General features: G+C 72.5%; 15 protein-coding genes. 5 read left to right on the forward strand and 10 right to left on the reverse strand.

Features of this window, described 5'->3' with window-relative positions:
• Positions 1 to 56: 56 nt before the first annotated feature.
• Entirely contained in the window at positions 57 to 539 is a 483-nt protein-coding gene (locus IE272_RS30515) for an SEL1-like repeat protein (protein WP_056700420.1), read from the forward strand.
• Between the two features lie 122 nt (positions 540 to 661).
• On the opposite strand, the gene IE272_RS30520 is transcribed toward IE272_RS30515, so the two are convergent.
• Complete coding sequence (locus IE272_RS30520; RefSeq protein WP_373304217.1) at positions 662 to 3,667, reverse strand: GNAT family N-acetyltransferase; 3,006 nt, start codon at positions 3,665 to 3,667, stop codon at positions 662 to 664.
• A gap of 114 nt (positions 3,668 to 3,781) precedes the next feature.
• On the opposite strand from IE272_RS30520, the gene IE272_RS30525 reads away from it, so the two are divergent.
• The gene (locus tag IE272_RS30525; protein ID WP_190009041.1) at positions 3,782 to 4,510 is read left to right on the forward strand and encodes a siderophore-interacting protein; all 729 of its coding nucleotides are present in this window, start codon (positions 3,782 to 3,784) and stop codon (positions 4,508 to 4,510) included.
• 41 nt (positions 4,511 to 4,551) lie between these two features.
• On the opposite strand, the gene IE272_RS30530 is transcribed toward IE272_RS30525, so the two are convergent.
• From IE272_RS30530 to IE272_RS30555, 6 genes are all read right to left on the reverse strand, one after another.
• Positions 4,552 to 6,138 carry an APC family permease gene (locus tag IE272_RS30530; RefSeq protein WP_050358784.1) on the reverse strand — a complete coding sequence of 529 codons (1,587 nt, stop codon included), beginning with the start codon at positions 6,136 to 6,138 and terminating at the stop codon, positions 4,552 to 4,554.
• 227 nt (positions 6,139 to 6,365) lie between these two features.
• Entirely contained in the window at positions 6,366 to 7,829 is a 1,464-nt protein-coding gene (locus IE272_RS30535) for an aldehyde dehydrogenase family protein (RefSeq protein WP_057663613.1), read from the reverse strand.
• Positions 7,826 to 9,565 (reverse strand): N-acyl-D-amino-acid deacylase family protein, encoded by a 1,740-nt coding sequence (locus tag IE272_RS30540; RefSeq protein ID WP_050358782.1) that lies wholly within the window; start codon positions 9,563 to 9,565, stop codon positions 7,826 to 7,828. The genes IE272_RS30535 and IE272_RS30540 overlap by 4 nt, the downstream gene beginning before the upstream one ends.
• 210 nt (positions 9,566 to 9,775) lie before the next feature.
• A complete protein-coding gene (locus tag IE272_RS30545; protein ID WP_050358781.1) occupies positions 9,776 to 10,897 on the reverse strand; it encodes an LLM class flavin-dependent oxidoreductase in 1,122 nt (373 codons plus the stop codon).
• A 110-nt stretch (positions 10,898 to 11,007) separates the two neighbouring features.
• Entirely contained in the window at positions 11,008 to 11,805 is a 798-nt protein-coding gene (locus tag IE272_RS30550) for an SDR family NAD(P)-dependent oxidoreductase (RefSeq protein WP_050358780.1), read from the reverse strand.
• Between the two features lie 11 nt (positions 11,806 to 11,816).
• Positions 11,817 to 12,761: a TIGR03619 family F420-dependent LLM class oxidoreductase gene (locus IE272_RS30555; protein WP_190009043.1), complete on the reverse strand. Its 945-nt coding sequence runs from the start codon at positions 12,759 to 12,761 to the stop codon at positions 11,817 to 11,819.
• Between the two features lie 268 nt (positions 12,762 to 13,029).
• Here IE272_RS30555 and IE272_RS30560 point away from each other — a divergent pair, with 268 nt between their 5' ends.
• The gene (locus IE272_RS30560) at positions 13,030 to 13,461 is read left to right on the forward strand and encodes a VOC family protein (RefSeq protein WP_050358778.1); all 432 of its coding nucleotides are present in this window, start codon (positions 13,030 to 13,032) and stop codon (positions 13,459 to 13,461) included.
• 70 nt (positions 13,462 to 13,531) lie between these two features.
• On the forward strand, positions 13,532 to 14,374 hold the full coding sequence (locus IE272_RS30565; protein ID WP_190009045.1) for an aldo/keto reductase: 843 nt from the start codon (positions 13,532 to 13,534) through the stop codon (positions 14,372 to 14,374).
• Between the two features lie 127 nt (positions 14,375 to 14,501).
• On the opposite strand, the gene IE272_RS30570 is transcribed toward IE272_RS30565, so the two are convergent.
• From IE272_RS30570 to IE272_RS30580, 3 genes are all read right to left on the reverse strand, one after another.
• Positions 14,502 to 14,981 carry a GNAT family N-acetyltransferase gene (locus IE272_RS30570; RefSeq protein ID WP_229897830.1) on the reverse strand — a complete coding sequence of 160 codons (480 nt, stop codon included), beginning with the start codon at positions 14,979 to 14,981 and terminating at the stop codon, positions 14,502 to 14,504.
• Between the two features lie 86 nt (positions 14,982 to 15,067).
• A complete protein-coding gene (locus tag IE272_RS30575) occupies positions 15,068 to 15,982 on the reverse strand; it encodes an MOSC domain-containing protein (RefSeq protein ID WP_190009047.1) in 915 nt (304 codons plus the stop codon).
• 142 nt (positions 15,983 to 16,124) lie between these two features.
• Positions 16,125 to 16,958, reverse strand: coding sequence for a M23 family metallopeptidase (locus tag IE272_RS30580; RefSeq protein ID WP_190009049.1), 834 nt, complete (start codon positions 16,956 to 16,958; stop codon positions 16,125 to 16,127).
• Positions 16,959 to 17,444: 486 nt separating this feature from the next.
• Between IE272_RS30580 and IE272_RS30585 the strand changes: the two genes are divergently transcribed.
• On the forward strand, positions 17,445 to 18,893 hold the full coding sequence (locus IE272_RS30585; RefSeq protein WP_190009051.1) for an MFS transporter: 1,449 nt from the start codon (positions 17,445 to 17,447) through the stop codon (positions 18,891 to 18,893).
• The last annotated feature ends 102 nt before the right edge of the window (positions 18,894 to 18,995 follow it).

The following is an 18,995-nucleotide window of genomic DNA, read 5'->3' on the forward strand; positions in this document are numbered from 1 at the left end:
AAGGAAATCCGAGACCGTCGCCCGTGTGCGGCGGAAGCGGAGGGAGAGGAGCTGTGATGGGGCTGGGACCGGGACTGGGACCGGGGCTGGGGTACTTCCTGTTGCCGGCGGGCGGCGCGCTGAGCCTGACCGGGGTCGCCACCGGCAACGGCACGCTGATCAGCCTGAGCTGGATCATGTGGGTGCTCGGGATCCTGCTGCTGTTCCGGAACCGTTCGCGCCGCCCCGTCGATCCGGCGAAGCTCGTGGCGGCGGCCGCCGCCGGGGACGCCCGGGCCGTGCGGAGGCTGCGGGCGCTCGCCCTGACCGCGCGGGCCGAGGGGCGCCCCGACACGGCCGAGCGGCTGCTGCGGCAGGCGGTGCGGGCCGGCGACGTGGAGTCGATGTGGGAGCTGGGCCGGCTGGTCGAGCAGCGCGAGGGCCTGGCGGCGGCGGAGCCCTGGTTCCGGAGGGCGGCGGAGGGCGGGCACGCGGTGGCCAAACGGCTGTTCCGGCCTGGCGGCGCGCTGCACCCGGACGGGGCGGACCCGGCCCCGTAGCCCCGTCCGCGCACGGACGGGGCGGGCTCTGCACCCTGGAGCCGCGTCCGCGCACGGACGGGACGGGCCTGCCCCGACGCCTGCTCACCGGGCCGGGCCACCGGTGACCCGCCCCCCGCGCGCTACGCGAGGCGCAGCGCGGCCTCCCTCGTCAGGAACGCGAGCCGGGCCGTCTTCTCCGGCTTCACGATCTCCGGGCCCAGCTCGAAGCCGACCCGGACCATCCGGGCGAGGGCCTTCCCGTTGCGGGCGTCGGGCTCGACGACGACCCGCAGACGGGCCGGGTCGCGGAAGACGAAGCCGATGAACGCGGTGAGGAGGGCGTCCGTGTACCCCTTCACCGCTCCCGCGCCCTCGGCGGGCGCGATCAGCAGGTGGATGCCGAAGTCGCCGGGCCGTACGTCGTAGCACTCGCCGACCGGGTCGGCGTCCGGCTCGTACGTCTGGAAGAGCGCGGCCGGGACCCCGTCGCGCAGGGCGAGGTAGGCGTGGTGCGTGGGCAGCGAGCCGACGAACTCGTAGATCTCCCGGACCTGTTCGCGGGTGTGGCCGCCCATGCCCCAGAACCGGGCCCGCTCCTCGGTGACCCAGCCGTGCAGCAGGTCCACGTCGGCCGAGGGGGCGACGGGGACCAGGCGCACCGTCCCGAAGCCCTCGACCTTCTGCTCGTGGACGGCTGCGCGGAGCGCGGGGACCGCGGGCCCGGCGGTGGCGGCTTCGGCTGCGGTCATGGCGGGGTTCTCCTCCGGGTGACGGGTCGTCGGGTGCAGCAGGTCCCAGTCCGTGACGACCGGGACCAGCGCGCCCCGCGCCCACAGGGGCGTCTGGTCGCGGTGGTGGGCGGATCCGGGGACTCCGGACGCGCCGAACGGGACGATCCACCGGCTGTCCTCGCGGCGGGCCAGGTCCCAGACGTAGCGGGCGGCCGGGCCCCGGGCGAACAGGTCGGTGACGCCGGGGACGCCGGAGGTGGACAGCACACAGTCGTGGTCGCCCGCGAGCCCCGGCCGGGCCTCCTCGTCGGGCACGAGGTCCGGCAGGGCCTGCCAGGGGGACAGCCGGTGCAGCTCGCCCCACGGGCCGGGCGGCGTCTCCTCGGCCGCCGCGGCGACGGCCTCGGCCGAGGCCGCGACCACCGCCAACCGGTCCTCGTACGGCAGCGGTCCGACGGTGAGCAGGCTCTCCAGGGCGTAGCCGATCCGGGGAACGGCGGCGAGCCAGGGGCGGAAGAGCGCCGGGTACGCGGCCGAGCGCCACGGGTCGTCCGCACCCGTGACGCCCTTGAGGGCGGGGTGGCCGGCCAGTCGGTGGACGACGTCGGTACGGAGGCGGGCGTAGAGGGTCGCGTCGGTGCTGTCCGCGTCCATGTGGCGGTCCCAGCGCAGCAGCCGGTCCCGGAGGCGTTCGGCGGCGGGCCCGAGGCCGGGGGCCCAGGCGAGCAGGGACAGCAGGGGCCGGGACGAGGCGAGGAGGGTGTCGGTGTGGACGGCGGCCATGGCGGCGGACGACCAGTCCGTGCGCGCGCCGAGCAGCTCCCGTATCCGGCGGGCCCGGTGCGGGGGCGCGAACTCGACGCCGAGCGGGGTGGCGAGGCCGCGCTCGTTGGCCATCACGGCGATCCCGCCGGGGCCGGCCGCCGCGGTACGGGGCAGCGGGGCGGCCTCGCCCTCGCGCCAGGCGTACGCGGGGTCCTCGGCCGGGACGACCCGCAGCCGGTTGACGTCCGGGCGCACCGGGACGTGTCCGGCGACCCGGTGCAGGGCGCCCCCGGCGGTGTCGGCGGCCAGGACCACGTTGACGGGTTCGACCCAGCGGTCGAGGGCGGTGTCGAGGTCGTCGACCGTACGGGCCCGGAGCAGGGCGGGCAGCACGTCGAACCCCAACGCTCCGGTGACCCGGGGCGGGTGACGCAGGCTGATGGCACGGGGGCCCTCCGCGGAGGCGTCGGCGTCCGGGCCCCCGCCCTGGTCACCGCCCCGGTCGCGGCCCTGGTCACCGCCCGGGGAACAGCCCGGGCCAGCGCCCGAGCCACCGGCCAGGCCACCGCCCTGATCACCACCCGAGCCACCGCCCGAGGGACCGTCCAGGCCACCGCCCGGGTCACCGCCCGAGGCACCGTCCGGGCCTCCGATGATCACCGGTCCCCGGTCCGTCTCGATCACCTCGACCGTCTCCGGGTCCGCCCCCGCCACCTCGATCGTCTCGGTGTGGGCGTGGGCCCGGTACCAGCCGTCCGGGCCGAGCGCCTCCACCCCGCCGTCCGGGGTGCGGCGCAACTGCTCCCGGTAGAGGTCCTGGTAGTCGGCCATGGCGTTGGTGATCGCCCAGGCGACACCCCCGGTGTGCCCGAAGTGGGCGATGCCCGGGATGCCGGGGACCGCGAGGCCGACGACGTCGAACTCGGGGCAGGCGAGCCGGATCTGCTGGTAGACGCCGGGAGCCTCGATGAAGCGGTGCGGGTCGCCCGCGAGGATCGGGGCGCCGGAGGCCGTGCGCTCGCCGGAGAGCAACCAGCCGTTGCTGCCCGCGGTGCCGGGGCCGTCGGTCGCGAAGAGGGTCATCCGGTCCTCGCCGAGCCGGTGGGCGACCTCTTCGCGCCAGAGTTTGGTCGGGAACCCCGCGAACAGGATGTGCGTGGAGAGCCAGACGCCGAGCGGGGTCCACGGCTCCCAGCGGCCGGGGGCGCGGCCCACCGCGGCGAACTCGGGTGCGCGGGACGCCCCTTCGGCGAGTCCGTCGTTGACGCCGTCGACGTATGCCCCCACCCAGGCGGCGGTCTCCGGCGCGAGGCGGCCGAAGCAGCGGCGGGCGGTGTCGGCGAGCCGGGCCCGCCGGACGAACCGGTCCCAGTCGACGGCTTCCGCACCGAGACAGGAGGCGCTGGTGCCGAGCAACCGGTGCCGCTCGGTCTCCAGTTGCCAGGCCCGGTCGAGGGCGGTGACGTACCCCTGGGCGCGGGCCAGCGCGAGGGCGTCGGCGGCCCGCAGGTGCGGTATCCCCCAGTCGTCCCGGAACACCTCGAAGGGGTCGCGGGACGCTTCCCCGTCATCCGGGAACGCTTCGGAACCGCCGGGCGCGCCCGCGCCCGGTCTCTCGCTGTCGACGCCCGTGGTCATCGTTTCGCCCATCCCCTGCTTCCGGTGGTTTTCAGCCACTCCCCAGCCCCCGGGATTTAGGTTAGCCTAACCTAAAGTGACCCTCTGGGCAGTGGGCCGGGGCACCGGGGCGAGGCAGGAGACACCGTGGGGCATGGCTGGGAAGGCGTCGTTCTCAAACTGTTCCGGGGGCGTGACTTCACGTTCACGGTGACCGGCACGGAGCAGGTCACCGACCGCTTCCGCCGGGTGCGCGTGACCGACGGCGGGCTGCTGGCCGCGACCGGCGGGGCCCACCCGACGATGTGGGTGCGACTGTGGTTCGAGAAGGACGGCAAACCGCATCAGCGCGCCTACACGCTGGTCGACCCCGACCCGGAGACGGGCACGTTCGGTCTGGAATTCGCCCTGCACGAGGGCGCCGCCTGCACGTGGGCGAGGACCGTCAAGATCGGCGAGACGATCGACGCGACGCTCCAGGGCACCGGCTTCACGCTGCCCGACCCGGCGCCCTCGCGGCTCTTCGTGATCGGTGACGCGGCGGCGCTGCCCGCGATCAACTCCCTGCTGGACGCGGTCCCGTCGGCCGAGGCGACGATCTGGTTCGAGACCGCGCACGAGGAGGACCGGGAACTGCCGTTCCGCCTCGACGAGGCCCACCACACCCTGCACCACGTGGCGCGCGGCGACGCGGGCGGGCAGCTCGTCTCCGAGGTGAAGGCGACCCTGCCCGAGCTGCTGGGCGAGGACCACACGGACGCGTACGTCTGGGTCGCCTGCGACACGGCGACCACCCGGACCCTGTCGGCGTACCTCCGCAAGGAGCTGGGCCTGCCCAAGGACCGGGTGAACGCGCTGGGTTACTGGCGGCCCTAGGCCCTGTCGACCTGGCGGTCGGCGACGAACCGCCGGAGACCTCAGTCCTCGACCACGAGGGCCGGGGTCTCCTTCGTCAGGATCTCGCCCCGGAAGAACGCCGGGCTGCGGCGCTCCATCGCAACCATCAGCACCACCCCGAGGAGCAGCAGCCCCACCCCGATGACGAACACCGATCCGACGCCGAGGACCGAGGATCCGGAGCCGTACGCCGGGTCCCACATGTCGTAGAGGGTCTTGGCGAAGACGGCTGCGAGCAGGGTGCCGCCGAGCAGCGGGAAGAGGCCCTTGAAGACCAGGTCCCGGGCGGAGCGGGTCAGTTCGGCGCGGAAGTACCAGGCGCAGGCGAAGGCGGTCAGCGCGTAGTAGAAGCAGATCATGAGGCCGAGCGCGTAGATGGTGTCGACCAGGACGTGCTCGCTGACCAGGGTCATCACGGTGTAGAAGACGCCGGTGCCGATGCCCGCCGTGATCGTCGCCCGGCCGGGGGTCTTGAAGCGGGGGTGGACCTGGGCGTACGAGGCCGGCATCGCCTCGTACGCGGACATCGCGAGCACCGTGCGGGCGACCGGGATGAACGTGGTCTGGAGGCTGGCGGCGGCCGAGGCGAGGACCGCGAGGAAGAGCAGGACGCCGAGGCCGGGGCCCATCACCGGTCCGGCGAGGGCGGCGAAGACGTTGTCGGAGGTGTCCGGGTTGGCGAGGCCGAGCCCGGAGGTGCCGGAGCCGACGGCCATCTGCGCGGCGATGCCGGTGGCGAGGTAGGAGCCGACCAGGACGACCATCGCGATGAGGGCCGCGCGGCCGGGGGTCTTCTCACTGCCGGTGGTCTCCTCGTTGGCGGTCAGGCAGGCGTCCCAGCCCCAGAACATGAAGATCGAGAGGGACAGGCCGGCGGTGAAGGCCGCGAAGGACTGGACGGCGAAGGGGTTCAGCCAGGACCAGGAGAAGTCGAGCGAGGACGCGAAGTCCGGTCCGCCGCTGCCCGCCTTGCTCAGGGCCATCGTCACGAACACGGCGAGAACGACCAACTGGAGCCCGACCAGGGCGTACTGAATGCCCTTGGTGGCGGTCATGCCCCGGTAGCTGATGGCGGTGGCGACGGCGATGAGGACCAGGCAGGTGAGGATGTGGACCGGCTTGCTGTCGTCCAGGGCGGCGACCGACGCGCTGCCGGTGATCTCCCCCGCGAGCAGCCAGAAGTACGAGGTGGCGACGCCCGCCAGGTTGGACAGCACGATGATCGTCGCGATCACCAGGCCCCAGCCGCACATCCAGCCGACGCGCGGACCGAACGCCTTCACCGTCCAGGTGAAGGAGGTGCCGCAGTCCGGCATCGCCCGGTTCAGCTCGCGGTAGGCGAAGGCCACGAGCAGCATCGGCAGGAACCCGGCCAGGAAGACGGCGGGCATCTGCACGCCGACCTCTCCGGCGGTGGAGCCGAGGGTGGACGTCAGGCAGTAGACGGGGGCGACGGTGGAGACGCCGATGACGGCGCTGCCCATGAGGCCGACGGAGTTCCCGCCGAGCCCCTTGCCCCGTACGCCGCCGCGGCCGTCACCGCCGTCGGCCGGGGCGCTTCCCCGTACCGTGTCTCCGGCCTGTGGCCGCGCGTCCAGCTGAGTCATGGGAAGGACGCTATGCGCTGCGATATCCACATCCGGAGTGCGAGACTCCCGCGTCTCACCCTTGGATATACCAGCCAACTCCCCAAGAAGACTTCATCAATTCAAGGTCACATTCACATGAAACCTTGTATTGCATGCCACTCGGCCGAGCGTGACGACGTACGGTAATCGCAGCACTGTCCGTTATCTACCGATTCAAAATTTTCCCGCGGTGCGTGGAAGCGACCTCAGCCGGGCCAGACGATCGCCTGCGTCTCGCTGTAGGCGTGCAGTGCGTACGAGCCCACGTCCCGCCCCACCCCGCTCTTCTTGAACCCGCCGAACGGGGCCTCCATGTTCCGCCCGACCGTGTTGACGCCGACCCCGCCGGCGCGCAGCCGGCGGGCGATCCGGAAGGCGCGGGCCACGTCGCCGGACCACACGTAGTCGATGAGGCCGTAGTCGCTGTCGTTGGCCAGGGCGACGGCCTCCTCCTCGTCGTCGAAGGGGACGACCACGACGACCGGCCCGAAGATCTCTTCGCGGACCACCCGCATGTCCGGCGTGCAGTCGGCCAGCAGCGTGGGGGCCACGTAGAACCCCCGGTCCAGGTGGCCGGGCCGGACGCCGCCCGCGACGACCCGCGCGCCTTCCTTCCGGCCCAGCTCCACGTACGCCTCGACGCGGTCGCGGTGGGCGGCGGAGATGACCGGGCCGACGACGGTGGCCCGGTCGCGGGGGTCGCCGACGGTGAGCCGGTTCGCGTACGCGGTGAGCGCGGCGATCAGCTCGTCCTGCCGGGACCGGTGGACCAGGACGCGGGTCGGAGCCGTACAGATCTGTCCGCTGTAGAAGGAGAACGTGGTCCCGATCCCCGCGACGGCCGAGGACAGATCGGCATCGTCGAGGACGAGCGCCGCTCCCTTGCCGCCCAGCTCCATCAACTGCCGCTTCATCCCGCGCCCGCACACCTCCGCGATGCGCTGCCCGACGGCGGTGGACCCGGTGAAGCTGACCATGTCGACGTCCGGGGAGTCGACCGCGGCCTCCCCCGCCTCCGCGCCCGACCCGGTGACGACGTTCACGACGCCCGGCGGAACACCCGCCTCCGCGAGAGCGGCGGCCATCCGGTAGACGGAGAGCGGGTCCTGCGGGGCGGGCTTCACCACGACCGTGTTGCCCATCGCGAGCGCGGGCGCGATCTTGCCCGCCGGGTTGGCCCAGGGGTTGTTGTACGAGGTGATGCACGTGATCACGCCGACCGGCTGGCGGACGGCCAGCGCCCCGAAGACCCCGGCCCGGCCCATCGGACCGGCCTCGTTGATCTGGGGCGCGATCGCCTCCTCGACGGGCTCCAGGGCCCCTCGCGCGTACCGCCGGAAGCGGGCGACACCGACCCCCACCTGCATGCCCCGGGCGGTGGAGGCGGTGGCCCCGCTCTCCGCGCGGGCGACCTCGGCGTGCGCGAGGAAGTCGCGCTGGACGATGTCGGCTGCCCGGTCCAGGATCGCGGCACGCTCCTCGGGCCGCGTCCGCGACCAGGGCCCGAAGGCCTCCTTGGCCGCCCCGGCCGCCTCGTACACCTGGGCGCGGCTCGCCTCCGGGGCGAGGCCGACGACCTCCTCGGTGGCGGGGTCGACCACCTCGTAGTGGCCGCCGTCGGGCTCGGTCCACTCCCCGCCGATGAACAGCCGCTCCGGTGCGGGGCTCACGCGGTACTCACCGTCCGGGTGTCGCGGCCCGAGCGCAGCACCGTCCCCGGCACGGCCCCCGTCACCTTGTCGTCGCGCAGGGTCTCGATCCCGTTGACGCGTACGGAGACGATCCCGATGGCCTTGGAGTCCAGGCGCGGGCTGTCCCCGGGCAGGTCGTGGACGAGGGTGGCGGGCCCGGCGTCGATCCGTTCGGGGTCGAAGAGGACGAGGTCGGCGTGGAAGCCCTCCTCGATCCGGCCGCGCTCGCGCAGCCCGAAGAGCCGGGCGGGGTCGTCGGTGAGCATCTTGACGGCGGCGGTCAGCGGGACGAGCTTGCGCCCGCGCAGACAGTCGCCGAGGAAGCGGGTGGTGTACGGGGCCCCGCACATCCGGTCCAGGTGCGCGCCCGCGTCGGAGCCGCCGAGCATGACGTCCTCGTGCTCCCAGGTCCGCTGCCGCAGCGCCCAGGAGTCCGGGTCGTTGTCGGTGGGCATCGGCCACAGGACCGTACGCAGGTCGTCGGCGGCGCAGATCTCGACCAGGCAGTGGAAGGCGTCCTGGCCGCGTTCGGCGGCGATGTCGTTGACGACCCGGCCGCTGAGCCCTTCGTTGGCGGCGCTGTAGGTGTCCCCGATGACGTACCGGCCGAAGTTCGCGAGCCGGCGGAAGACCCCGGCCTCCTTGCTGTCGGCCCGGCGCAGCATCTCGGCGCGGGTGCCGGCGTCCCGGAGGCGTTCGATCCGCTCGGGGACGGGAAGGGCGAGGATCTCGCCCCACCCGGGGATGAGGTTGAGGGCGCAGAAGGTGCCGAGCGACATGTTCATCGGGGTGAGGATCGGCATGGTGAGGGCCACGATCCGCCCGCCGGCGCGGCGGGCTCGCTCGCTCGGGATCAACTGGCGCGGTACGCGTTCGGGGACGGCGGCGTCGATGGTGAGGACGTTCCAGTTGAGCGGGCGTCCGGCGGCGGCCGTCATGTCGACGAAGAGGTCGATCTCCTCGTCGGAGAACTGGTCCAGGCACCCGGCGACGATCGCCTCCAGCTGGGTCCCCTCGTGCTCGCCGACCGCGCGGGAGAGGGCGAGCAGCTCCTCGGGCCGGGCGTGCCGGGAGGCGACGGGCTCGCCGTCGCCGTCGGAGTGGGTGGAGGACTGGGTGGTGGAGAGCCCCCAGGCCCCGGCGTCCATCGCGTCGTGGAACAGGGCGAGCATGGCGTCCAGCTGCGCCGGGGTCGGCTGCCCGCCGACGGCGTCGGCGCCCATGACGTGCCGGCGCAGGGCGCAGTGCCCGACCATGAACCCGGCGTTGACGGCGATGCGCCCTTCGAGGGCGTCGAGGTACTCGCGGAAGGTGGACCAGGTCCAGTCGACGCCTTCCTCCAGCGCGGCGAGCGCCATGCCTTCGACCCGCGACATCATCCGCCGGGTGTAGTCGGCGTCCTCGGGCCGGTCGGGGTGGAGCGGGGCGAGGGTGAACCCGCAGTTGCCGCCCGCGACGGTGGTGACGCCGTGGTTCATGGAGGGGGTGGCGTAGGGGTCCCAGAAGAGCTGGGCGTCGTAGTGGGTGTGCGGGTCGACGAAGCCGGGGGCGAGGACGAGCCCGTCGGCGTCCTCGCTGGTGACGGCCTCTTCGGCGACGGCCCCCGGCTCGGCGACGACGACGATCCGGCCGCCGCGGATACCGACGTCGGCGGTGTACGCGGGCCCGCCGGTGCCGTCCACGACGGTCGCGCGGCGGATGAGGTGGTCGAGCATGACGGTTCCCTTCTCGGGGTTCCTTCTCCGGCTCGGGTGGGACGGCTGGGACGGCTTGGACGGCTGGGACAGCCGGGGTACGCACGCTTTCGGCCGCGGTACGTACCCCGGCTCATCAGGGCGACGGTCCGGGAAGACGCCGCCCGGCTGTGGGCCGGGGGGCTTGGTTGTCCAGCCCCGCCGGCGTTTGAGGCGAGTCTTTCCTGCGGGTCAGCCCGCGGCCCGGAACCGCGAGGTCCGATGCACGGGATCCGTGTCGATCTGCGGAATCACGTGCTCCCCGATCAACCGGATCGTGTTCATCGTGTCCTCGGGACTGATCCCGATCGGCAGCCCGAAGCTCAACTGGTCCGCCCCCGCCCGGTCCCACCGCCGGCACTGCTTCAGCACCTCGTCGGGATCCCCGCAGATCATCAGCTCCTCCGCGATGAGCAGCTCGACGATCTCCTCGGTGTACTCCGGCAGCAGCTGCGGCCACTCCGGAATCCCCTCCGGCCGGGGGAACGTGTCGTGGTAGCGGAACAGCAGCGACTGGAGGTAGTTGAGCCCGCCGCCGACCGCGATCTCCACCGCCTTGGCATGCGTCTCGGCGCAGATCGCGGTGGACGTCACCATCACGTTGTCGTTGACGAACGCGCCCACCGGCTCCGCGTCCTTGACCGCGTTCTTGTAGGACTCGACGACCCACTCCATGTCGGAGACCTTCTGCACGCTGAAGCCCAGCACGCCGAGCCCCTTCTTGCCCGCCATGGCGTACGAGGACGGCGACCCGGCCGCGTACCACATGGCCGGGTGGGACTTCCCGTACGGCTTCGGCAGGATCTTGCGCGGCGGCAGGGACCAGTGCTTGCCCTGGAAGCCGACGTACTCGTCCTGGAGCCACATCTTGGGGAACTCGGCGATCGTCTCCTCCCACAGCTCCTTCGTGTGGTTCATGTCGGTGATGCCCGGCATGAACCCGAGGATCTCGTGGCTGCCGGCGCCGCGCCCGGTGCCGAACTCGAAGCGCCCCTCGGAGAGATGGTCGAGCATCGCGACCTTCTCGGCGACCTTCACCGGATGGTTGACGGGCGCGAGCGGGTTGAAGATGCCGGAGCCGAGGTGGATGCGCTCGGTGGCGTGCGCCAGATAGCCGAGGTACACGTCGTTGGCGGAGAGGTGCGAGTACTCCTCCAGGAAGTGGTGCTCGGAGGCCCAGGCGTACTTGAAGCCGGACTTGTCCGCCTGGATGACGTACTCGGTCTCCTCGATCAGTGCCTTGTGCTCTGCCTCGGGGTCCACCTTGGCACGCGCGGCGGGCACGTACCCCTGAACAAAGAGCCCGAATTCCACGGAGGTTCACCGTCCTCAAGTTTTCCTGGCGGTTTTTCTGACGCACCGTCAGATTGTGGTGCGACCGACTGTTCCACCGCCACCGCGACCCGTCAATAGCTGACGCTGCGTCAGAAAGGGCTGACCCCCGCGAGCCACCCCCCGTCGATGACGAACGGCTGGCCGGTGATGTACGAGGAGTCGTCCGAGGACAGGAACAGGACCAGCGCGGCGACCTCCTCGGGCCTGCCGATCCGCCCCATTGGCACGAGCTTGCGGTAGTACGCGTCCAGGGCCGCGCCGGACGTCGCCAGATCGGCGTCCGCGTCCAGCAGGGCCGGGTTGGTCATCGCGGTGTCGACGGCCCCCGGACAGACGGCGTTGACCCGGACGCCCTTCCCCGCCAGCTCCATGGCGGCGACCTTGGTGAGCCCCAGCACCGCGTGTTTGGTCGCGGCGTACGCGCCGACCAGGGGCATGCCGGTCAGACCGGTGTACGAGGACGTGTTGACGATCGTCCCGCCGCCCGCGGCCTCGATCTCGGGCGCGACGGCGCGTATCCCGAGGAACGCGCCCGTCATGTTGACCCGCACCACCTGCTCGAACTCGGCCAGCGGGGTGTTGACCAGCTCGTTGAAGCGCAGGATGCCCGCGTTGTTGACGAGCCCGTCGATCTTCCCGAAGGCGTCCTTGGCGACGGCGACGGCGGCGGCCCAGTCCTCCTCGCTCCCGACGTCCAGCCGCACGAACCGGGCGACGTCCTCCCCGAACTCCTCGCCCAACTCCTTGACCAGCGCCTCCCCCTGCTCGACCAGCACATCGGCGACGACGACCCGTGCGCCCTCGGCCGCGAAGAGCCGCGCCTCCTGCTCGCCCTGCCCGCGCGCCGCCCCGGTGACCAGGAAGACCCGCCCGTCCAGCTTGCCCATGTCCGTCTCCTTCACGTACCGAGGTGGGGGGCCACGTCCGCACCGAACGCCGCCATCTGATCGGTCAGTTCGTCCACGCTCCGGCTCCGGAAGCGCACCTGGATCTGGTGCACGCCGATCGCCGCGTACTCCCGCAGCGACTCCGCGAGGGCCTCCGGCTTCCCCGTGAGCGTCCGCCGCCCCACGGGCCACCCGGGCTCACCCACGTACAGCGGTTCGGTGATCGCACCGATGACGATCGGCGCTTCGACGCCCGCCTCCTCCCGCAGGGCGCGCACCCGGGCGATCTGCGCGGGCAGCCGCTCCCGGGCATCACCCTGCGGCAGCCACCCGTCCCCGCGCACGGCGGCCCGGCGGGTGGCGGCGGGCGAGGAGCCGCCCACCCAGATCGGCACCCGCTCCTGGGCCGGCCGGGGCAACTGCCCGAGCCCGCCGAACGAGAACCGCTCCCCCGCGAACTCCGGGTACTCCTCGGGCCCGAGCGCGGCCCGCAGCGCGTCGATCGACTCGTCCAGCACGCCCCCGCGCCCGTCGAAGTCCGCCCCGACCGCCTCGAACTCCTCCCGGACGTGCCCGGCCCCGACCCCGAGGATCAGCCGGCCGCCGCTGAGGTGGTCGAGGGTGGCGTACTGCTTGGCGGTGACGAGCGGATGGCGCAGCCCGACGACGGCGACATGGCTCATCAGCAGCACGCGCTCGGTGACCCCGGCGAGAAAGGAGAGCGTGGCGACGGGGTCGTACCAGACGGTGCTCATGCCGTCCGCCAGTCGGCGCGGAATGGCGACGTGATCGCAACCGGCGACGTAGGCGAAGCCGCCCCGATCGGCGGCGCGGGCTGTGCGGACGAGATCGGCGGGGGTCGCCGCCGCCTCCCAGGGTTCCGCGTAGATGGCGCTCTGCGACTGGACCGGCAGCTGCATCCCGTACGCCAGCGGCCCATCGGGCGATATCGGCACGACGGCCTCCTTCCCCTCCGGCCCGGGACGGTCCCGCCCCGGGCGACGGCCGCCATCGTCATACCTGACGGACCATCAGACAAGGGGTGGGGGGACATCGGGGCGCATCGGCGGCGGCACCGATGAGTTTCGCGGCCGGGAGCGGTCATGACTGGCAGGCAGGACAAAGCGGGCGGCCGGGGTGACCCGGCCCGCACGCAGCACATGGCACGAGGCACGCCGCACGCCGCACGCCGCACGCACTATCGGCAGAGCAAGGGGAACAACGATGACCACACCCACGAACGACGACACCGCCGACACCACCACTGACGGCACCACCGGCACCACCGGCACCGAGGGCATCACAGGCCTCGGCGTCGTCATCGGCAGCACCGACTCCGCCGCCCTGATCGCCTGGTACCGCGCCGCACTGGAGCCCCTGGGCGCCCGCTGGGCGGAACATCTGCTGATCGTCGGCCCCGGGGCGATCATCGGGTTCGACGAGCGGGACGACGTGGCGGAGAAGGCCGCCGAACCGGGCCGGCAGCTGATCAACCTCACCGTGCGCGACATCCGGGCGGCCGAGAAGCACCTCAACACGCTCGGGGTGACCTGGGTGCGGCCGGTCGAGGACACCGGGGACGGCTGGTTCTTCTCCACGATCGTGGACCCGGTGGGCAACTACCTCCAGATCCTCCAGGGCCCGGGAACACCCTGAATCCGCTCCTCCGCACGGCACGGGCCACTAGGTTGTCGAAGGCCATCCGAACAAGGGGACGCCAGCGAACATGCCATCGACGACGACATTCCGTATCGGCGGGGACCTGACCGTGGGGCGACTGGGCTTCGGCGCGATGCACCTGCCCACCGAACGCCCCGAGGACCGGCCGTCAGCCATCGCCGTGGCCCGCCGGGCGGTCGAACTGGGCGTCACCCTGATCGACACGGCCCACATGTACGGGGGTGGCGCCAACGAGGATGTTCTGGCCGAGGCGCTCCACCCGTACCCGAAGGACCTCCTGATCACGACGAAGGTCGGCGTCGTCCGCTCCGCCGGGACGGGCGACTGGTCCCTGAACGGCCGCCCGGAGTCCCTGCGCGCGGAGGTGGACCACGCCCTGCGCCGGCTCCGCGTCGACCGGATCGATCTGCTCCAGCTCCACCGCATCGACCCGGAGACCCCGCTCGCCGACCAGCTCGGCGCTCTGCGGGACCTGCGCGAGGCGGGCAAGGTGGGCCGGATCGGCCTCTCCGAGGTGTCGGCCGCCGAGCTGGCAGCCGCCCGGGAGATCGTCGACATCGCGAGCGTGCAGAACCGCTACAACCTGACCGACCGCGAACACGAGCCGGTCCTCGCGGCGTGCGAGGCGGCGGGCATCGCCTTCCTGCCGTGGCGGACGGTGGCCTGGGGCAAGGCGGGCGACCGCGCGGAAGTGGCGGCCGTCGCCGCCGACCTGGGCGTCACGGCCACCCAGGTCTGCCTGGCCTGGCTGCTGGACCACTCCCCGGTGATGCTCCCGATCCCGGGCACGTCCAGCGTCGCCCACCTGGAGGAGAACACGGCGGCGGCGGACATCGCGCTCACGCCGGAGCAGCGGGCGCGGCTGGACGGGATCGCGGGGAGCAGCTGAGCCGGCCGTCGGCAGTACCCGGGCGGACCCGGGCCTCTCGTTCGGCTCGTCCCGGACGCCCCCCTCCGGGTCGGCGGCGGCAGCTTCGGCGAACTCCGGGAAGTCCGGGTTCGCAAGCTGGAAGCCTTCAGTCGCCCGTGCCGCTCTTGGTGTAGACGAGCTTGGCCGGCCCTTCGCCCTCCAGTCGCTCGGCGAGAACCCAGCCGCACGCCTCGTAGAACGACTTGGCCCCGGCGTTGTCCGGGAAGGTCTCCAGCCGGATGGTCGAGTACCGGGCGAGGAGCGTCTCCTCCGCGTGCCGCAGCAGGAGCCGCCCCCACCCTCGACGGTGATGGTCCGGGTCGACCATCATCAGGTCGACCGTGCGGCCGTCGAGGATGGAGAGGCCGACGATCCGGCCGTCCTGGCTGAGGCAGTGGACGCCGCCCCGCTCCAGGTGGCTCCTCACGTGCTCGTCGGAAGCACCACTGCCGGTGAACCAGTCCACTGCCTCGTCGCCGAGGAACCCTCGGTAGCAGGTGTCGATCGTGCGACGCGCAAGAGCCCGGAGCTCACCGAGGTCTTCCCCGGTCGCCGGGCGGATGGTGGGACGGGCTCCAGTCGTCACAGTGATTCCAGCTTCTTCGGTGAGGGGTGAGCCGCCGACTCTAGCCACTCGGCCGTAGCTCGGAGAAAGCCGCCCGCACCCCGGCGTCAGACCTCCGCGTCGCCCCACTCCTCGACGGCCACCTCATCGCCCACCGAGAGCTTCCCCGGCCGCACCACGGAGAACTTCGCGCCGAACACCACACCGCCGCCCGCGGCCCGCCGGTAGCCCGCGAGCGTCCGCAGCGGCTCCGGGCCGCCCCGGGCCCCGGCCTCCTGGTCGACCAGGGTGACCGCGCAGCGGACGGCGAGCTTGGTGTAACCCAGGTCGGCCGCGCCGATGGTCATCCGGCGGATCCGGTCCTCGGCGTGGGGCGCCGCCGCCCAGTCCTCCCCGTGGCGCTCCCCGGGGCGACTGTCGATGACGATGTTCGGGCGGAAGCGGTCCATGGCCAGGGGCGGGGCGCCGCGCTCGGCCATCCGCGCGTGCAGGTGGGTGAGCGAGGCGCGGGAGAGCAGATGCACGGCGCTGCTGTCCGCGTAGCCGGAGGTGCCCGGGGTCAGGCCATCGGTCTTCCGGTCGTGCTCCGGCGGCACGCGGACCAGCCGGCTCGGGACGCCCAGGAAGTCCGAGAGCCAGGCTGCTGCCTCCTCGCCCTGGTCGATGCCCTGGAACGTCGCGCCGAACAGGTCGACGTCGCGCCGGGGCGCGGACGTGGTGACGTCGAGGTGCAGCTCGTCCTCACCACCGCGAACCCCGTCACCACCGCGAACCCCGTCCCCGCCGTCGCCGCTCCCCCGCTCCGCCGATGCGAGCGTGAGCCTGCCGCCGTCGGCGCTGATGGTGGGCCGGACGAGGGCGAGGCGGGGGTCGCGGCGTTGGGTGCGGTAGACCCCGTCGGTGCTGACGACCATGAAGCTGCGGTCGTGCGCGAGACCTGCCGGGGTGAGGTGCGTACTGTCCAGGGGCGTTCCCGCGCAGCCCTTGACGGGGTAGGTGAACAGATCGACGACGGTCGCCATGTGGCCCGCTCCTCCGTGAGGTCCCCTGCCCCCGGAACTTCCGCCGTCGGGCCCGTACATCCAGGGTGCCAGGCCGGACCGATCTTGCTCGACGGCTTTTACGCCATACCGCGACGCGCCACTCCGCCGGGCCGCCCCCGGCTCAGCAGTTCGGGATCACCGCCCCGTTGTTGTCGCGGGCCTCGTCGTTGCCCCAGCGGGAGAGGTAGTACGCGGAGACATACGCGTTGCGGCCGTTCTTGCCCGCGTACACCGTGTCCAGGTCGGTGCGCAGCCACCAGTGGTTGAACTGGGTGGCCGTGCCGACCCGCTCCCCCCACACCTTGCAGTACACGTAGTTCGTGCCGGCGTTCAGGATGCCCTGGGCGTCGGCCGTGTTCGCGGCGGCGTAGCCGGTGGCGTTGGCGAAGGTGTCGACCCAGTACTTTCCGCCTCCGCCGCCACCGCAACCGTTGTCGCTGGTCAGGTACTTGTTGTAGTACGAGCCGGGGTACGGGGCGAGCGACTGGCCGTTGATCACGATGTTCTGGCCGACGCCGTTGTAGAGCTGCTCGTAGTGGATGTGGGCGCCGGAGCTGTTCCCGGTGGAGCCGGTGGTGCCGATCTGCTGGCCCTGGGCGACCTGGGCCCCGTTGGCGACGGAGAACGCGGCGAGGTGGAAGTAGTACGTCTTCCAGCCGCCGCCGTGCTCGATCGCGATGTAGTTGCCCGCCCCGCTCGGCTGGGAGTAGCGGTAGGCGGTTCCGGCCGCCGAGGCGAGGACCGGGGAGCCGGCCGTGGCCCCGCCGTCCGTGCGGACGAAGTCGAGAGCCTGTCTGACCTCGGCGGAGTGATGACTGTACGTCCATTGCTGGCCGCAGCCGTAGGGCGCCTTGAAGTTGGGGGCGGCCGCGGCCGGGCTCGCGGCGGCGGTGACGGTGAGCAGGCCTCCGAGGAGCGCCAGCAGGGCCAGCAGACTGGTACGGGTCGAGCGCATGGGCGGGGAATCCTCCGGGTCGACAACCGGGCAGTGGGGTGCGAGGTGCGGAGCGCGCGGCGCGAGATGCGAAGTACGAAGTGCCGGTGCATCTACGCGAGTTGAACGGAGACCAGGGTGCCGCAACTTCCGGCGGAGCGACAGACCTCGCGGGGGGGGCTTCCGGGGGGCTTCCGGGGGTGCCGCTCCTCGGCGCTCCCCGGCCCACACCGACCCCTCCTGGTACCGTCGATCGCATGTCTGCAGCTTCGTGCGCGGCCGCTTGCGCCGCGGTGACCAGGACCCGCCGCTAGCGGCGGGCGTTCTGCTCACACACTTTCCAGGGCGTCCAGCCGCTTCGTGATCAGATCCGGGCGGCATCTTCGTGCTGCTCGGAGCCACTTCTGAGCTACGGAGCACCTGATGTTCTCAGGCATCCTCTCTTCACGCGGGTCTTCACGCGGGCACAGCCCGTCCCCCGTACGCGCATGGCTGGTGCTGTGCGCGATGTCCATGCTGCAGTTCTTCATCGCGGTCGACGTGACCGTGGTCAACATCGCCCTGCCCTCGATCGGCGCCGACTTCGGCGTCGACGGGCACTCCCTCACCTGGGTCGTGGTCGGGTACACGGTCACCGGCGGCGGGATGCTGATGCTCGGCGGCCGGCTGGGCGACCTGCTCGGGCGGCGGCGCGTGCTGCTGCTGGGCACCGGCCTGTTCGGCGTCGCGTCGCTGCTGGCGGGCCTGGCCCCCACGTTCGGCCTGCTGGTCGTCATGCGCCTGCTCCAGGGCGCCGGGGAGGCCGTCGCACTGCCCGCCGCGATGGCCACGGTCATCCTGATGTTCCCCGAGGGGCCGCGCCGGTCGCGGGCCCTGGGCGTATGGGCGGCGGTGGCCAGCTGCGGACTCGTGCTCGGGTTCGTGCTCTCCGGCTTCGTCACCGCTCACCTGGGGTGGCGGTGGATCTTCCTGATCTCCGTCCCGTTCATCCTGGTCGTCCTGCTGGCAGCCGTCTTCCTGGTCGACGCCGACCGGCCCGTGGCCGAGGACCGGCAGGCGCTGGACCTTCCCGGCGCACTGCTGCTGACCGCCTGCCCGCTGCTGTTCACGTTCGGCGTGGTCGAGGCCGGTGAGCCCGGAACACCCCTATGGGTGGTCCCGGCGGCGCTGGCCGGGGCGGTGGCGGCCGGGATCGGGTTCGTACGGGTCGAGGCACGCTCGCGCAACCCGCTGGTACCGCTGCGCTTCTTCGCCCACCGCACCCGGGTCGCGGCCAATCTGGCCACGATGCTGCTGAGCGGGGCGCTGTCGACGTCGTTCCTGCTGTTCACGTTCTTTCTGCAGGACCGGCTGGGCATGGGCCCGCTGGGCGCGGGTCTGACGATGCTGCCCCTGGCGGTCTCGCTGATCGCGTTCTCCATGCTGGTGCCCCGCCTGCTGGGCCGTTGGGGGGCACGCGCGTGCGTGCTCGCCGGGATGGGGTTCACCGCGGCGGCGATGGTGGCGATCGCGCTCGTCTCGGCCTCGTCCGCGGGCGGGGCCGCGCTGGTCCCGGCCATGCTCCTGATCGCGGCCGGCATGGGGTTCGGCATCGTCGGGCTCCAGTACGTCGCGGTCACCGGCGTCACCGAGGACGACGCCGGAATCGCCTCGGGCGTCCAGCGCGCCGCTGACCAGATGGGCGGCGCGGCCGGGGTGGCGGTCTGCGTCGGGGTCGGCTTCGCGCCCGCCCTGCACGCGTTCGACCCGTACCTGGTGGCCACGCTGCTGGCCGGTGCGGGACTCGTGACGGGTGCGATCGTGGCCCGACGCATGCCCGCCTCCGTGCCCGCCTCCGTCCCCACTCCCGTGCCCGCCTCCGTCCCCACTCCCGCGCCCGCCTCCGTCCGCACTCCCGCGCCCACCTCCGATCCCGCTCCCGCTCCTGAGGCGGACCCGCCGGAACAGGCCGGGTGACCTGAACCCCGTCGGGCTCCCTCCGGCTTCACCCCGCTTCACCCGGCGGAGTGGAGTCGGCCGCCCGCAGGGGTGGTCCGGCCTCGCCATGCTTCGGTCCCG

The organism is Streptomyces anulatus (assembly GCF_014650675.1).
GTDB classification, from domain to species: domain Bacteria; phylum Actinomycetota; class Actinomycetes; order Streptomycetales; family Streptomycetaceae; genus Streptomyces; species Streptomyces anulatus.

Excerpts from the sequence above, each read along its gene's own strand:
- IE272_RS30515 (WP_056700420.1), top strand. The coding sequence starts at position 57 with ATGGGGCTGGGACCGGGACTGGGACCGGGGCTGGGGTACTTCCTGTTG.
- IE272_RS30520 (WP_373304217.1), bottom strand. The coding sequence starts at position 3,667 with ATGGGCGAAACGATGACCACGGGCGTCGACAGCGAGAGACCGGGCGCG.
- IE272_RS30530 (WP_050358784.1), bottom strand. The coding sequence starts at position 6,138 with ATGACTCAGCTGGACGCGCGGCCACAGGCCGGAGACACGGTACGGGGA.
- IE272_RS30540 (WP_050358782.1), bottom strand. The coding sequence starts at position 9,565 with ATGCTCGACCACCTCATCCGCCGCGCGACCGTCGTGGACGGCACCGGC.
- IE272_RS30550 (WP_050358780.1), bottom strand. The coding sequence starts at position 11,805 with ATGGGCAAGCTGGACGGGCGGGTCTTCCTGGTCACCGGGGCGGCGCGC.
- IE272_RS30560 (WP_050358778.1), top strand. The coding sequence starts at position 13,030 with ATGACCACACCCACGAACGACGACACCGCCGACACCACCACTGACGGC.
- IE272_RS30565 (WP_190009045.1), top strand. The coding sequence starts at position 13,532 with ATGCCATCGACGACGACATTCCGTATCGGCGGGGACCTGACCGTGGGG.
- IE272_RS30575 (WP_190009047.1), bottom strand. The coding sequence starts at position 15,982 with ATGGCGACCGTCGTCGATCTGTTCACCTACCCCGTCAAGGGCTGCGCG.
- IE272_RS30580 (WP_190009049.1), bottom strand. The coding sequence starts at position 16,958 with ATGCGCTCGACCCGTACCAGTCTGCTGGCCCTGCTGGCGCTCCTCGGA.
- IE272_RS30585 (WP_190009051.1), top strand. The coding sequence starts at position 17,445 with ATGTCCATGCTGCAGTTCTTCATCGCGGTCGACGTGACCGTGGTCAAC.